Raw genomic sequence first — 16,077 nt, 5'->3', positions numbered from 1 at the left:
GCAACAGGAATACCGGCTTTCATAAAAAAGGTTACCGAATTGCAGAATTTTGAGGATGAGTCGTTACAGGGAAAATTACATCGTGTCCCAACCTTTAGCATTAAAAAAACATCTTACAGGAAATATATAGAAAAAACCGCTATTTTCGCACCAACCAACGAGCTATACCAATGAACCTATTCCTGCGCCTGTTGCTAATTTTAGCAGCCCTTCCCTGTTTTTCCCAGATCAACTATGAATCCGGCTATTTTATAACCAACAACGGCATTAAAACGGAATGCCAGATAAAAAATCTGGCTTGGAAAAATAACCCGGCTGACTTTGATTTTAAGCTTACCCCTGAAGCCGAACCTCAGAAAGGATTGAAAAAAGGTGTTTCTGAATTTTATGTGAACGGCTACAAGTTTGTGCGATACGATGTCCTGATAGACCGTTCCTCGGCATCGCTGAGCCAATTGAGTAACCGCCCTGAACCGCAATGGCAAAAGGAAGTCCTTTTTTTAAAAGTGCTTGTTGAAGGAAAGATGTCACTTTATGAATATAAAGAGGAAAACCTTGTAAAATACTTTTACACTACAGCTAATGATGGTAAAGCCCAACAGCTTTTGTACCGTGAATATGAATCTGACGGATCGATACGGAAAAATAATGCTTTCCGACAGGATCTTTATAATCTTATGAAGGATTCCAAATCGCCCGGTGAATTCGAAAAGCTGAGGTACGAGAGAGAAGATCTTGTAAAATTATTTCGCAGCTATAATGGAGATACTGCATCTGCCACAAATCTTTCGGGAGCAACTAAAGGAGCCCTTCACATAAAGGTTACAGCGGGCGCAGCAATCGCTTCGTTAAAAGTTGATGCTGTTGTGCCCGGATATAATTATGATTTTGGCGGAAAAACCGTTTTTGATATAGGGGCGGAAGTGGAATATATATTGCCCTTTAATAATAACAAATGGGCTGTCTTTACAGCGCCCTATGTAGAGAGCTACAGTGCAGCCGGAACAAATCAGGCACACGCTATCAAAGTCGAATATACATCGGTTAATATACCCATTGGCGCAAGGCATTATATGTTCCTTAACGACAAATCGAAATTATTTATTAATGCGGCCTATGTACTGGGGATAAATTCCGGAGACTCTTATTTAGAATATAAAAGCAATTTTACCACGAAGCTGGATATTGGTAATTTCCCAAATTTATCGCTCGGCGCAGGCTACTGCTATGGGCCGTTTTCTGCAGAACTCCGATACGGCATTAAGAGACAGCTATTTAATTATTCCGGCCGAAATGCATCCTATACAACGCTTGGCCTGCTGTTAGGCTATAAACTCCTTTAAGTATATCATGAAAAAAGAACTTGTACTGTTACTATTGTTCATTACACTTCCCGGATTGGCACAAATCAACTACCAGCCCGGTTATTTTATAAGTAACAACGGCGCTAAAACCGAGTGCCTCATTCGCAATGTTGCATGGAAGGATGCCCCTGTGGAGTTTGACTATAAAGCCAATGACGGGGCTGAAACACAAAAAGGACAGATAAAAAATGTTTCAGAGTTTAGTGTGGATAATAGCTATAAGTTCATACGCTTTGATATATTAGTGGACTTATCGCCAAATGATATTAATTTTATGAGTATCAATAAAGAGCCTGAGTGGATAAAGGAAACCGCATTTTTAAAAGTACTTGTACAGGGAGACGCAACGCTTTATGAATATACAAGAGGAAATATAGTACGATTCTTTTACACTGCGAATGAGGTAACAGAACAGCTTGTATATAAGCCTTATAAAGTAGGTACTTCAATTGGATATAATAACAAGTTCAGAGGACAGCTATTTGAAGTAATGAAAAGTAAAATATCTGACCGGAAACGCTTTGAAAATATGAGGTATGAAAAAAATGTCCTGATAAAACTGTTTCTGGAATATAATGGAATGACTTTGGAAGAAGCCGGAAATTTCAGCTCAAAGCAAAATAAAACAGATTTCAATCTTAAAGTTACCGCAGGAGCTAATTTGGCCAAAGTAACTCTGGAACAGGAAACATTCGATGAAATACATACATTTAATTTCGACAGAAAAGCTATTTTTAGCGTTGGTCTGGAGGCAGAGCTTGTTTTTCCATTCAATAATAAAAAATGGTCTTTCTTTGCGAATCCGAACTATCAAAGCTACAATAATACCACCACTGTAAAAGACAATGTCCTGACACAACACTGGACCATCGAATACAGTTTTATTGAGATCCCGATAGGAATCAGGCATTACATGTACCTTGGGGACAAATCCAAACTGTTTATAAATGCAGGATATAATGTGGTCTTTGGCATGAAAGACAATAATATCTCCTATCATTATGATGGGCCAAACAGCATCGAATATGTCCGTAATGCAAAAGCTTCGAAATCATCAAATGTTGCATTAGGGGCTGGTTATAGTTACGATCGGTACAGTATAGAGCTACGCTATAATTTCAAAAGAGATATTATAGGAAATAAAGTCTATTGGTATTCTGAATATTCTTCTATTGGAATGATCATAACCTATAAATTATTTTAATATCACAATTTATAATGAAACAAATTTTATCCATAGTAGCTTTCTTTATGATATCGGCAGCCTTTGCACAAATCAACTACCAGCCCGGTTATTTTATAAGTAACAATGGCGCTAAAACAGAGTGCCTCATTCGTAATGTTGCCTGGAAGGACGCCCCTGTGGAGTTTGACTATAAAGCCAATGAGGGGGCTGAAACACAAAAAGGACTGATAAAAAATGTTTCGGAGTTTAGTGTTGAAAGCTATAAATTCAAACGCTTTCGTGCCAGTGTCGACCGGTCTTCCACGATCATGGACCAAATGAGTACCAGCGCCGTACCGGAATGGAAAACTGAAACGCTTTTCCTGAAGGTTTTGGTAGAAGGAAAAGTTACATTGTACCAGTATGAAGACGGCAATATTGTAAAATATTTTTTCAGCACCGGAGACCACAGCAACGCAGAGCAGCTGCTTTACAGGGAATACAAAGAGGATGGTGTTATAAATACAAATACCAAGTTCCGTCAGCAGCTTTTCAACCTGATGAGGGATAAATTAGCAGACACAAAAGACTTTGAAAATATCCGTTACCGGAAAGATGCACTCAGTAAACTGTTTGTAGAATATAATGGAGGCACCGGCGAAATGAAGGATCTCACAGCCACACAAAACAGGAGCAGCGTCAACTTTAAGATCACTCCGGGTATCAGCATGGGGTCGGTAACTATAGAGGACAGGCTGGGCAACGGTATAGAATTTGACTTTAAATCCAAACCCGTTTTCAGGATCGGCGCTGAAGTTGAATATATCATGCCATTTAACAATAACAAATGGGCTTTGTTTACCGACCCGAACATTCAATTCTACAAAAACGATGGCTCCCAGGGCGTTTATAACTGGACGATGCAATACAAATTCATCGAGCTCCCATTCGGCGCAAGGCATTATATGTTCCTGAACAACGATTCAAAATTGTTTATTGATATCGCATTTGCAGCCGTTTTAAATGTAGGCGACTGTTACATTCAGTATAATGAAGTGAAGCGCGGCATTTCGAAATCATCCAATTTTGCAGCAGGAGTAGGTTTTGCTCATAAACAATACAGTGCAGAAGTACGTTATGGGTTTGGGCGCGGCCTGACGGATTTGCATGATACGTGGGGCGCCACCTACAGTTCGGCAGGGCTGATATTGGGCTACAAGCTATTTTAACAGCATATTTAGTATTGGTTTTGGCGGCAAGAGTATCACAATGGTTATTTTTGTAACGAACTAAATTCAAAATATACCGCAAAATCTATCTACCCATATACCGTTTACAGCTTAGCAGCAACAAAATAATAATGCTCTATTTTTCTGCGGGATTTTGCATTTCGCTTTATATTTATAGAAATTTACAACCTATGAAAATACCGTCAACCTATCTTCCCGTAATGCCTTACCTCATCCTGGAGAAGGCTCCGGAATTTCTGGAATATGCCAAAAAAGTATTTGGAGCCAAAGAACAGATGATCGTTCCCGGCGAAGGGGAACGCAGCATTATGCATGGCGAAATAAGGATACATGATGCCGTTATTATGTTTGCGCAAAGCAATGACACATGGAAACAGAAAACAGGCGGGATGTTTTTATTCGTAGAAGATGTAGACAGCGTTTATAATGGAGGTATCGAACAAGGCGGCATATCCCTCTATGCACCTATGCAGCAGGATTATGGGTATTCGGCTGGTTTTGAAGACCCTTTTGGCAACCAGTGGTGGATAACCCAGGGAGCGTAAGGTATGCTGTCCATTTCACAAATACACCACATAGCCATCATCTGTTCCGATTATGAGGTATCAAAGCATTTTTACACCAAAATACTTGGCTTTACTGTAATTGCAGAACATTATCGCGAAGAGCGGCAATCGTACAAGCTGGACCTGGCAGTAAACGGAACCTATGCCATAGAACTTTTTTCATTTCCCGCACCCCCGGCAAGGGTATCACTCCCTGAAGCGGCCGGCCTGCGACATCTTGCTTTTGCTGTTGCTGATATAGACGAAACTATTGTGTGGCTAAGCAAAAACCACATTAAATCGGAACCGGTGCGGATTGATGAATTTACAGCAGCGCGCTTTACCTTTATAAGCGACCCGGACGGACTGCCTATCGAATTTTACGAAACTAGCCCCGCCTAAACCATATACTGCCACTCATTGTAAATATTCATAGGGTTTTAAGACAGGGATTGAAACATAATTTAAAGTTCTCATTTGTTTTAAATGGCAACAGTCACTATAAATTAACTACAATAAAAAACATAAACTTTTGATATAAAGTAAGTTAATGTAATTTTTATAAAATAATTGAAGACAGCAATATGCTTTTGGCAAAACATTGGCATTTACTGGCATCATAGTTGCTTATTCTTGTACCGGACAGGAATAATTCCTGTTTTTACACAAAACTAATTCAAACTTTAATCAATTTTTATGAAAAAAATTATGTTATCCGCTGTTGTAGCTGCATCTTTCCTTATTTCCTGCAGTTCAGATGATGCTGAAAAAACGACGACCAACGGATTTTCCAACAATCCTGTTTCAGGTGTTGTTTACAGCCAGAGTTTTACAACGGGCGGCGGAACTGCCAATCCGGTGACATCTAACGGAGAAGATGTGCTTTACATACATCTTAGCCGTACAGCAATGACGTGCGGCGCTGATACAGATACCCCTATCTGGATCATTGTACCTGCTGAAGTAGGCAGCTATACATCTGAGACCGGAGCAAGCGTACAATTTAGTGATGATGCTACAGAGAGTTTCGAAGGCGGTTTTGGCGAGCGTGTGGAAATTACTTCCATAACCGAAAATACCGTTAAAGGAAGGGTGATAAGCGAAGGCTTTGATAAAGCCGAAAACAGCATTAACGGTACGTTTGAAGTAAATTTTTGCGGTATCGACTAATACAACAGTAACTGGTTTATAGCCAGGCCTTACAAGCAGCCCCGGAAGATATCTTTCGGGGCTGTTTATTTTAAACGGTAGCGTAGTACGTTTATCTAAGACCCTAAATCTCAAACTCCATGGCATCAAAAAGTTTAGAATTTGATATTTGTGATCCGTTGCTTATTGGAAATTGGAATTTGATATTTGGAATTTTAAATCTTACCTTTGGCCTAATTAAAACAGTACGTTTATGGTTTATAAATTTAGGGTTATACTCGACACGGAAGAGGATATTTTCAGGGATATTGCTATCCTTGAAGAAGATACACTGGAAGACCTGCATAATGCCATAGTGAACGCTTTTGGCTTTGACGGGCTTGAGATCGCTTCGTTCTATACCTGCGATGATGAATGGATACAGGATGAGGAAATACCGTTGTTTGACACAGGTGATACTCCGGGAGAGCAAAAAACCATGGCCGATTACATCCTTAGCAGTACACTGGACAGGGATAACAACAAAATCATATATGTGTATGATTTCCTGAATATGTGGACCTTCTTTGTGGAGCTTGCCGCTATTGAGGAACCCGAAGCAGGCGTCACCTACCCTGACCTGCTTTTCGTTCATGGCGTGATGCCGGCTACCGCTCCTGATATGGCTTTTGGGGCCGATGGTGTTGATGACGACCTGTACGGAGAATTTGATGATGATTACGACGAGGAAGACATGGACATGTTTGACGACGACCATAATATGGGCGACCTTGGCCTTGATGACCATAATTGGAATTAAGCTTTTTGAGTTGCAAAGTTACAAGGTAACAAAGTTGCAAAGTTTTAAAAGCCATTCACATATCCTATTTATATAATTAACCAAAACAGTTGCAGACAACTTTGTTACTCTGCAACTTTGATACTTTGCTACTTACAAAAAATGATCAACCTATTCAACACGCACATTGAAAGCCTCTCGGTACACCGTGTGGGCAACAAGAGCCGCAACGAGGCTATTTTTTTATCAGAACAGCCTTATGGGCTTAATGATGAGATCGTTCCGCTATTGAAGGAATATTTCTTTAAACCTTTCAGGGACAAGGAAGAGAATTATTTCCAGTTCGCACACGATGTGCATTTGGATTACCATGACATGTACAACTTCGCTACCGAGATATTTACCAATCCGGAATCGGTGCATGAAGTGTCGAAAAAAATAACAAAGCACCTTTTTGAGCAGTCAAACCACCCCCACATCAAGAATGGCGAGGTTTATATAAGCTATTTTACACATCTTACTATCGACAACAATCCGGTTGATGCTATAGGTATCTTTAAAAGCGAGATAAAAACGGATTTCCTTCAGTTTGAGGAAAAAGGTACCAACCTTGAGATCATGCTACAGCAGGGCGTTAACCTGAACAAGCTCGATAAAGGCTGTATCATCTTCAATTACAAAAAAGAAGACGGTTATAAAATACTCACCATAGACAGCAACCGCTATGATGCGCGCTACTGGCTCGAGCATTTCCTTTCGGTAGATGCATTCCAGGACGAAAACTTCATCACTAAGAAATACCTGAAATTCTGCCAGGACTTTGCGAAGGATGTCGTGCTTCCTGCCGAAGACAAAAAAGAAGAGGTAATGTTTATGAACCGTTCGGTAAACTATTTTGCCAAGAACGACGATTTTGAGGAGACCAACTTCCTTAACGAAGTCCTTGACAACCCGGACCTCATCCCCGAATTTAAGAACTACAAGGTTGAGAAAGCGCCGAAATACAGCATTGAAGACGTGACCTCCTTCCCTATTGCCAATGCAGCTGTAACAGATGCCCGCAAAAAAATGAAGAACGTAATCAATCTGGATACCAATATTCAGATAAAGCTGGACTTCATCAATCCCGAAAGTGCCGAGAAATTTGTAGAAAAAGGCTGGGACGAGGAAAAACAGATGTATTATTACCTGGTTTACTTCAATAAAGAAGAGAAAAGCTAATATGAATTCCATAATATAATTGAGAGGCCAGCCATGGCCTCTTTTTTATTGTTAAAACATTCGTAAAAAAATAAAGCCTTTACCATTTTAAGTTTTTGTTAGGTTTATATTTCCTAATTTTCAAAACTAATTTATTTAACAGGAATGACCTTAAAAATAAAGCTGCTGCTGTTACTGGCATTTATAGCTGTTGGCCCCATGGCGGCGCAGGTTACTCCTGTGAAAAAAGACACCGTGAAAGAGAAACGGGACCAGATGTACCAAAATCTGGAAGATTATTCCAAACGTAAGAAATTCACCAAATTCCTGCATAAGCTTATTTTCAGGTCGGTGCAAAAACAGCAGCCGTCGCAGCAACGGAAAAGGACAAAAAGCAAAGCTCCGGAAATGACGGTTACATATGATAAATTTGAAGGGAAGATCGTGCGCAAGATTAATGTGGAAACCTTGGATCCTTTCGGATATTCTATAAACGACCCAAACAAAAAGCCGGATGCCTGGCTTGAAAAATTTGGCAACGGAATCCACCTGAAGACCAAGCAGCTCACCATAAAAAATCTGCTGCTCATTAAGCGGAACCAGCCACTTGACTCCTTATTGGTACAGGAATCGGAGCGCCTTATTAGGAGCCAGCGGTATGTGAGGCGGGTCGTAATCAGGCCTGTGCCTGTTGCGGGAAGCAAAGATTCGGTAGATGTAGACATCAGGGTGCTGGATTCGTGGAGCCTTATCCCGAATGGGTCGGCCTCTACATCAGGTACCACACTGGAGCTTACGGAGCGGAATTTCTTTGGATTGGGCCACGAATTCCGCAACGAATTCGACAAACGTTTTGCTACAGGGCAAACCGAATACCTCGCACGGTATACCATACCCAATATTATGAATACCTACATTACCTCTACCATAAACTATCAGATATGGGCGGGTAATAACTCCCTGAAGAGCGTGGGTGCAGAACGTAATTTCTTTTCGGCCTATACCAAATGGGCCGGTGGAATATATGTAGAGTCGCGGCAGGAGCGGGATTCGCTGCCCAATGCGCAGCAACAATGGGCCATGCAGGATTACCGGTCGGATGCGCAGGATTACTGGGCAGGGTATGCGTTTAAAATATACAAAGGCGATACGGAAGAAGCACGTACAACAAGGCTCGTAACCACAGGCAGGTTCTTTAATCGCTACTACAAACAGCGCCCCTCTATAGAATATGACTCTGTAGGTTTCTATGGCAATGAAAAGCTCTACCTGGCCAGCATCGGTTTAACTTCACGGAAATTTGTACAGGATAAATTCCTCTTCAATTACGACATCGTAGAGGATATACCCATAGGTAAGGTATATTCGCTTACCGGAGGCATACAGGATAAAGGCAATGAACGGCGGATATATCTGGGCGGGCGGTATGCCTTTGGTAACTATTACGACTGGGGTTACCTGAGTGCCAACATTCAGGTAGGGTCTTATTTTAGTGGGAATCGTACCCAACAGAATACCCTCAGGCTTGAAGGATTGTACTTTACCGATATCAGGGACTGGGGACGGTGGCGTTTCCGGCATTTTATAAAACCGGCGCTAATTTTTGGCGATAACCGCATTCCGATATTTACCGACCAGCTTAACCTAAGCGGCGACAATGGCATATCAGGGTTTGACATCCGCAGGCCGCTGGGCACCAAAAAAGCACTGCTTACCTTGCAGACACAGGGTTATTCGCCATGGAATGTGTTCGGGTTCCGCCTGAACCCTTTTGCGAATTTTACAATGGGCGTGATAGCCGATGAAAATACCAACCTGTACGAAAGTAAACTTTATACAAAGTTCGGGCTTGGGTTGTTAATTTACAATGACTACCTTGTATTTAACAGCTTCCAGTTATCCTTTGCCTACTACCCAAGCATTCCTGGACAGGGTACAAGTATTTTCAGGACCAACACCTTTAAGAATACCGATATCACCCTGCCGAATTTTGAGGTTGGCAGGCCGGTCGAGGTGCCCTATCAGTAATTTTTGATATTTTATTTTCTATGGTTCCTTATCCCCTGTCGGTCATCTTTTATCTCTAATCCGTCCTATTCATTTTTATCTTTTTTGCATTTTCCGGTAACAAAACCTGTCGGTCCTCGTCATAATGTTACAACCGATAAATCAATTACTTTGGAAACCATTTTAACCATCAATAACCTCGACAAAAGGTTTGGGAAAGTACACGCTGTAAAAAACGTGTCTTTTGAAATAAAAAGAGGCAATGTATATGGCATCCTGGGCCCTAACGGCAGCGGAAAATCGACTACACTTGGCATCATACTAAATGTAGTAAACAAAACTTCCGGCGATTACAGCTGGTTTGGGGGACAGCTCGAAACCCACGATGCCCTGAAAAAAGTGGGAGCCATTATAGAGCGCCCTAATTTTTATCCTTACATGACTGCCTATGACAACCTTAAACTGGTATGTACCATTAAAGGCGCACCACTCCGCAAAATAGACGAAAAGCTGGAACTTGTAGGCCTCCTTGAAAGGAAGGACAGCAAGTTCAAAACTTTTTCACTGGGTATGAAACAGCGCCTTGCCATTGCCTCTGCCCTGCTCAATGACCCTGAAATACTGATACTCGATGAGCCTACCAATGGCCTTGACCCCCAGGGTATCCACCAGATAAGGAACATCATCAGGGATATTGCGGCCACCGGAACGACTATACTTCTGGCCTCCCACCTGCTGGATGAAGTGGAAAAAGTATGCAGCCATGTAGTGGTACTGCGCCATGGGGTAATGCTCTATGCCGGAACCGTACATGGAATGTTGAGCAGCGAAGGCTTTTTTGAACTGCAGGCCGATGACAATACTATCCTTAAAAACCTGCTGCAACAACACACATCTGTAGAAAGGTTTGAAGAGATCGAAGGCAAGCTGACGGTTTACCTGAAAGGCCCGCTGGAACCCGGCGAGCTTAACCGCTACCTTTTTAATAATGGGGTAACGCTTAACCATCTTGTAAAAAGGACCAACAGCCTCGAAGAGCAGTTCCTGCTGCTAACCTCTAACCAACCTTCAAACTAACCATCACCATGAAACGACTTTTAAGTATAGAACTCCAGAAATTGTGGAAAAACAGGGCCAGCAGAGTGCTCATCCTTTCCTATTTTATCCTTTTATCTTTCATAGCTCTTATAGCATCTATAAAATTTACGCTTTTCGGGGTGGAATTCAGGATAGCCGACCAGGGCATATTCAATTTTCCTTACATCTGGCATTTTAATACCTGGGTAGCCTCGATAGGCAAATTTTTCCTTGCCGTAGTTATTGTCTCGATGATGGCAAACGAATACACTTACGGTACGCTTAAGCAAAACCTTATAGACGGGATGAGCAAGGAAGAATTTATCAAATCGAAATTTTTGGCCGTATTCCTTTTTGCCGGCGCCTCGACTGTTTTCATATTCCTGCTGAGCCTTGTACTGGGCTATAGCTTTTCATCATACGATGAGCCTTCCATAATATTTACCGACCTTGATTATATAGCCGCATTTTTCCTTAAGCTGGTTGCCTTTTTCTCTTTCTGCCTTTTTGCAGGGATATTGATAAAACGTTCGGCATTTGCAATAGGCTTTATTGTGGTGTGGTTCTTTTTCGAAAAGATATGCCAGCTGCTTATAGGTTGGGGAACCGATACCTATGACGGTATCCATGGACCACTCCGGTTTTTCCCTTTGGAAGCTATGAGCAACCTTATCAAGGAGCCGATAAGCAGGTTTCAGGCTTACAAGGCCATTGAAGGGCAGGTATCGGGCGCTGAAACCGCTAAAGTGTATGCCGTTCAGTGGTATGAAATGCTTATCGTAACAGGATGGACCATTTTCTTTATGTTAATGTCGTACAGAATTTTGAAAAAGAGAGATCTATAATAGTATCTTTGCCGATGCTATGAAAACACGTATTGCATATCTCTTTGCACTTCTTTTTTCCCTCACTGCCACCATGGCATCGGCACAAAACATTCAGGTTAACGATAATTATACAGCACAGCAGCTTACGGATGCACTGGTGAGCAATTCCTGCGCGCAAGTGAGCAACATAGCTGTAAACGGCTGGTCGGGAGGTTCAGGCAGTACTAGCTTCGGCTATTTTACAGCAGGGACGTCGGGCTTTCCTTTTGCCAATGGCATCATACTAAGCACAGGATTTGCGGCATCGGCACCGGGACCTAACAATTCCCTTCTAAGCGAAGGCAACACATCGTGGGGCGGCGATCCCGACCTGCAACAGGCGCTTGGCGTGAGCGGCACGATTAACGCAACGGTACTGGAATTCGATTTTGTCCCTTTTACAAGCCACATCAGCTTCGACTATATTTTCGCTTCAGAACAATACCTCACCAGTATAAATTCGCCGAACCAATGTAATTATACCGATGGTTTTGCCTTTTTGCTAAAAAAAGCAGGATCCACCGATCCCTACCAGAACCTTGCTGTTATCCCGGGAACAAATACTCCTGTAAAAGTAAACACGGTGCGCGGCCCCGGCGTATGCCCTGCTGCCAATGAAGAATACTTTGACAGCTTTAATCCCACTAACGCTCCTGTGAATTATAATGGGCAGACTGTTATAATGACGGCAGAATCGGATGTAGTGGCAGGAACCACCTATCATATAAAGCTCGTAGTGGCTGACCAGGGGAATAACCTGTATGATTCGGCAATCTTTTTGGGCGGCGGCAGTTTTGATGCTACTTTAGATATTGGCCCCGACAGGCTGCTGGCCACCGGTAACCCTTTATGCAACGGCGAAAACTTCCCTATAGATGCTACAAACCCTGCGGCTACAGCCTACCAATGGTATAAAAATACCAACCCGATTGCCGGGGCAACAAATGGCAGTTATACCGTTACCACACCGGGCGACTACAGTGTAGATGTGACGTTTAGCGCCACATGTACGGCAACCGGCGAAATAAGGCTGGAGTATGCCCCACCACTTGTTTTGGGTAGCTATAACCTGTTGCAGTGCGATGACAATAACGACGGCCTCACGACCTACAATCTTGAACAGGCCGGTGAACTTGCCGAAAACGGCGACCCCGATTTGCAGGCGCACAGCTATTACCTTTCGGCCAGTGATGCACAGGACGCAGTCGATGCCATAGAAAACACAACTGCTTTCCAGAATACCATACCAGACCAGACAATTTATGTGCTTGTAGAAAACAGGTACGGATGTACGGGTATAGCAATGGTTAAGCTTTCAGTATCGGCTAACACCGTAACCAATCCGGCTCCACTGGAGGAATGCGATACCGACGGTACTGACGACGGCTTATTTAAATTCGACCTTACTGATACCGCCAACGATATACTGGCGGGTCTTCCGGCAGGGCTACAGCTTATATTTTATCCATCGTATAATGATGCCCTTACCTTTGAAAACGCCATTACAGCACCCGAAGCATTTACCAATACTATAGCAGACAGCCAGTCGGTCTATGCCCGCATCTTCAATGCAAGCGATTGCTACGGCATTGCGGAGGTGCAGCTGATCGTACATTCTTTTGGCAATGGCTTTGCCGATGAGGACGTGATCTTATGTGATAATACTACCGAGACACTGGATGCCGGAAGCGGCTATACTTCCTATAGCTGGGATACCACCCCGGTACAGGCCACACGCAGGATTACAGTAGATGAACCGGGTGATTATACCGTAACCGTTACCAACACTTTCGGTTGCGAAGGAAGTAAAACCTTTACTGTTTTACCATCCGGCAGGGCAACAGATGCCACTTTTGATATTAACGATTTTACCGGCAACGATAATACCATCACCGTAAACCCTTTTGGAACAGGCAGCTACGAATATTCCCTTGATGGGTCAGACTATCAGGACAGCCCGGTGTTCGACCACCTCCCGGCCGGCGAATATACCGTTTATATCAGGGATACCAACGGCTGCGGACCTGTATACCGCGAAAGCCTCTTTATTCTTGATTATCCCGTTTTCTTTACGCCAAACGGCGATGGGATAAACGATACCTGGAGGATACCTTTCAGCTACTACCGCCCGGGTATTTTTATAACTATTTTTGACCGTTATGGCAAGATCATCACGGGCTTTAAAGGGTACGAACAAGGTTGGGACGGCACGTACAACGGCAGGCCGTTGCCATCAACCGACTACTGGTTCCTTATCGAGTTGGAAAATGGCAGAAAAGTAAGGGGCCATTTTGCAATGCTGCGATAATTTAGCCTAATTTTGATCCAATTTTACTTTTTGATCTATGAAATTTACCACCAATATAATTTCGGGGCTGCCCCTTGCATTACTTCTCATGTTTTCATCAGCTGCCCTGGCGCAGGATCCTATACAAGTGGTAAATAACTTAACAGATGAACAACTCGTAAATGCGCTGGTAGATAATGGCTGTGCCAACATAAGCAATATAAGGATATCCGGATCGGGCGGAAGCGCAGCACAAAGAAGCTATAGTTACTTTACATCGGGCACGGATTTCCCTTTCGACAGCGGCATCATACTGAGTACCGGCTACGCTATGGAATCGCCGGGGCCGAACACTGAAATACTGAGTAACGGCACCGATGGATGGGCCGGCGATAGTGACTTGGAAGAGGTACTGAACATCAGCAACACCCTGAATGCCACAATAATGGAATTCGATTTTGTCCCTGCTACCAATCATATCAGCTTTGATTATATATTTGCCTCCGAAGAGTATACCTCCTGGGGCGAACAGCAGTGGTGTGATTATAGCGATGGTTTTGCCTTTTTGCTAAAGCAGGCCGGAAGCGCCGACCCTTATCAGAACCTTGCTGTAATTCCGGGCACAGACACTCCTGTAAAGGTGACAACGGTTCGCGGGCAGGGTTTTTGCCCGGCGGCCAATCCGGAGTATTTCGGTGCCTTTAATGGCTCCGATTCCCCGACCAACTACAACGGGCAAACTGTGGTGCTTACAGCAGAATCTGATGTTATTGCCGGAACCCTTTACCATATAAAGCTTGTTATAGCCGATCAGGGCGACACATTATATGATGCCGCGGTATTTTTGAAAGCAAAAAGTTTTGGGAGCGTGGTGGATTTAGGCGAAAACAGGATGATTGCAAATGGTAATGCCCTGTGCGAAGGGGATGCGTTATTGCTTGATGCCAGTATCCCGGGAGCTACCGGTTATCAATGGTACCGGGACGGGCTGCCTGTAGCGGGAGCTACGAATGCCCTTTATAGCGTTACCACCGCCGGTGCGTATAGCGTTAAGGCGCAACTGACACCTACCTGTTATGCAAATGGCGAAATTAGGATTGAATATAACCTGCCGATTGAGGACGAGCCTTTCTTTTTTAACCAGTGCGATGACGATGACGATGGGCTTACGGGCTTTTACCTTTTCCGCGTTGGCGGCGAGCTGACCAGGACCCGTGTAGAAATCATGGACATTAACGTGATATCATGGCACCTGACGGAAGCCGAAGCACAAACCGGGGAAAACGACCTGTTGGGCAATGGGCTTATGACCCCTTTTTATAATACCGTTCCCAATCAGGTAGTATACGCCCGGGTACAAAGCGATGCGGGGTGTATCGCTATTGTGGCGACAACCTTATCTACACCTTCATTTAGCGCACCGGCACTGGCACCCATTGAAGTATGCGACGACAACGGCCTTTACACCTTTAACTTCACACAGCTTACCGCCGACATCCTGGCAACAGCGCCTTCAGGAACGTGGGTGCACTATTTTGAAACTTATGAAGATGCGCGCAGCTACTCGTTTGCCATACAGACACCTTCGTCTTATACGAATACCGTTTCAGGAGGGCAAACCATTTATGTAGGGCTGACCAACCTGGACGGCTGTGTTGCCATCATGCCGCTACAGCTTATCGTGCATACTTTTGGCGAAGGCCTTACTGATGAAGAACTGACTTTATGCGCCGATACCTCGGAGACTCTGGATGCAGGCAGTGGCTTTACTTCCTACAGCTGGGATACTGATCCTGTACAAACTACAAGTACAATTACAGTCGATGAACCCGGAATCTATACAGTAACCCTAACCAACACCTTCGGTTGCGAAGGCAGCAAGACTTTTACCCTCACACCATCGGGGCGGGCGAAGGATGCTACATTTGAAATAAACGACCTTACAGGAAACAATAATACTGTTACGGTGTCGCCTGTTGGGCCGGGAACCTATGAATATTCCATTGACGGTATTGATTATCAGGAAAGTCCGGTTTTTGATCAGCTCACAGCAGGAGAATACACTATTTATATAAGGGATACCAAGGGTTGCGGGCCGGCATATTCGGAGCGTGTTTTTGTACTTGATTATCCTGCCTTCTTTACCCCGAATGGCGATGGAGTTAACGATACCTGGAGGATACCTTACAGTTACAACCGCCCCGGTATTTTTGTAACAGTATTCGATCGTTACGGCAAGATCATTAAAGGCTTTAATGGCTATGAACAGGGATGGGACGGCACGTATGATGGTAAACCATTACCCGCTACCGATTACTGGTTCCTTATCGAACTGGAGAATGGCAGGCAGGTAAGAGGGCACTTTGCGATGTTGAGATAATAAAATTGA

Annotated in this window: 13 protein-coding genes; all 13 read left to right on the top strand. The window is 43.6% G+C overall.

Annotated elements, in window-relative coordinates; all coding sequences use genetic code 11:
* Positions 1 to 170: 170 nt before the first annotated feature.
* The 13 genes from AAEO56_RS07585 (at position 171) to AAEO56_RS07525 (ending at position 16,068) form a co-directional block, all read left to right on the top strand.
* Positions 171 to 1,343: a hypothetical protein gene (locus AAEO56_RS07585; RefSeq protein ID WP_341696426.1), complete on the top strand. Its 1,173-nt coding sequence runs from the start codon at positions 171 to 173 to the stop codon at positions 1,341 to 1,343.
* 7 nt (positions 1,344 to 1,350) lie between these two features.
* On the top strand, positions 1,351 to 2,568 hold the full coding sequence (locus tag AAEO56_RS07580) for an outer membrane beta-barrel protein (RefSeq protein ID WP_341696425.1): 1,218 nt from the start codon (positions 1,351 to 1,353) through the stop codon (positions 2,566 to 2,568).
* A gap of 14 nt (positions 2,569 to 2,582) precedes the next feature.
* On the top strand, positions 2,583 to 3,758 hold the full coding sequence (locus tag AAEO56_RS07575; RefSeq protein ID WP_341696424.1) for a hypothetical protein: 1,176 nt from the start codon (positions 2,583 to 2,585) through the stop codon (positions 3,756 to 3,758).
* 191 nt (positions 3,759 to 3,949) lie between these two features.
* Positions 3,950 to 4,324, top strand: a complete 375-nt coding sequence (locus tag AAEO56_RS07570; RefSeq protein WP_341696423.1) for a VOC family protein — start codon at positions 3,950 to 3,952, stop codon at positions 4,322 to 4,324.
* A 3-nt stretch (positions 4,325 to 4,327) separates the two neighbouring features.
* The gene (gene gloA2, locus AAEO56_RS07565) at positions 4,328 to 4,726 is read left to right on the top strand and encodes an SMU1112c/YaeR family gloxylase I-like metalloprotein (protein WP_341696422.1); all 399 of its coding nucleotides are present in this window, start codon (positions 4,328 to 4,330) and stop codon (positions 4,724 to 4,726) included.
* A 294-nt stretch (positions 4,727 to 5,020) separates the two neighbouring features.
* A complete protein-coding gene (locus AAEO56_RS07560) occupies positions 5,021 to 5,494 on the top strand; it encodes a hypothetical protein (RefSeq protein WP_341696421.1) in 474 nt (157 codons plus the stop codon).
* Between the two features lie 232 nt (positions 5,495 to 5,726).
* Complete coding sequence (locus tag AAEO56_RS07555) at positions 5,727 to 6,272, top strand: IS1096 element passenger TnpR family protein (protein ID WP_341696420.1); 546 nt, start codon at positions 5,727 to 5,729, stop codon at positions 6,270 to 6,272.
* A 141-nt stretch (positions 6,273 to 6,413) separates the two neighbouring features.
* The gene (locus AAEO56_RS07550; protein WP_341696419.1) at positions 6,414 to 7,472 is read left to right on the top strand and encodes a nucleoid-associated protein; all 1,059 of its coding nucleotides are present in this window, start codon (positions 6,414 to 6,416) and stop codon (positions 7,470 to 7,472) included.
* A gap of 144 nt (positions 7,473 to 7,616) precedes the next feature.
* Positions 7,617 to 9,479 carry a BamA/TamA family outer membrane protein gene (locus tag AAEO56_RS07545; RefSeq protein WP_341696418.1) on the top strand — a complete coding sequence of 621 codons (1,863 nt, stop codon included), beginning with the start codon at positions 7,617 to 7,619 and terminating at the stop codon, positions 9,477 to 9,479.
* 150 nt (positions 9,480 to 9,629) lie between these two features.
* On the top strand, positions 9,630 to 10,535 hold the full coding sequence (locus AAEO56_RS07540) for an ABC transporter ATP-binding protein (RefSeq protein WP_341696417.1): 906 nt from the start codon (positions 9,630 to 9,632) through the stop codon (positions 10,533 to 10,535).
* An 8-nt stretch (positions 10,536 to 10,543) separates the two neighbouring features.
* Positions 10,544 to 11,380, top strand: a complete 837-nt coding sequence (locus tag AAEO56_RS07535) for an ABC transporter permease (protein ID WP_341696416.1) — start codon at positions 10,544 to 10,546, stop codon at positions 11,378 to 11,380.
* Between the two features lie 19 nt (positions 11,381 to 11,399).
* Complete coding sequence (locus AAEO56_RS07530; RefSeq protein ID WP_341696415.1) at positions 11,400 to 13,709, top strand: choice-of-anchor L domain-containing protein; 2,310 nt, start codon at positions 11,400 to 11,402, stop codon at positions 13,707 to 13,709.
* A gap of 37 nt (positions 13,710 to 13,746) precedes the next feature.
* Positions 13,747 to 16,068 carry a choice-of-anchor L domain-containing protein gene (locus tag AAEO56_RS07525; RefSeq protein ID WP_341696414.1) on the top strand — a complete coding sequence of 774 codons (2,322 nt, stop codon included), beginning with the start codon at positions 13,747 to 13,749 and terminating at the stop codon, positions 16,066 to 16,068.
* The last annotated feature ends 9 nt before the right edge of the window (positions 16,069 to 16,077 follow it).

The organism is Flavobacterium arundinis, assembly GCF_038289855.1.
GTDB lineage: Bacteria > Bacteroidota > Bacteroidia > Flavobacteriales > Flavobacteriaceae > Flavobacterium > Flavobacterium arundinis.
The sequence above is the reverse complement of the archived record's forward strand: the minus strand, read 5'-3'. Positions and strand labels throughout refer to the sequence as shown.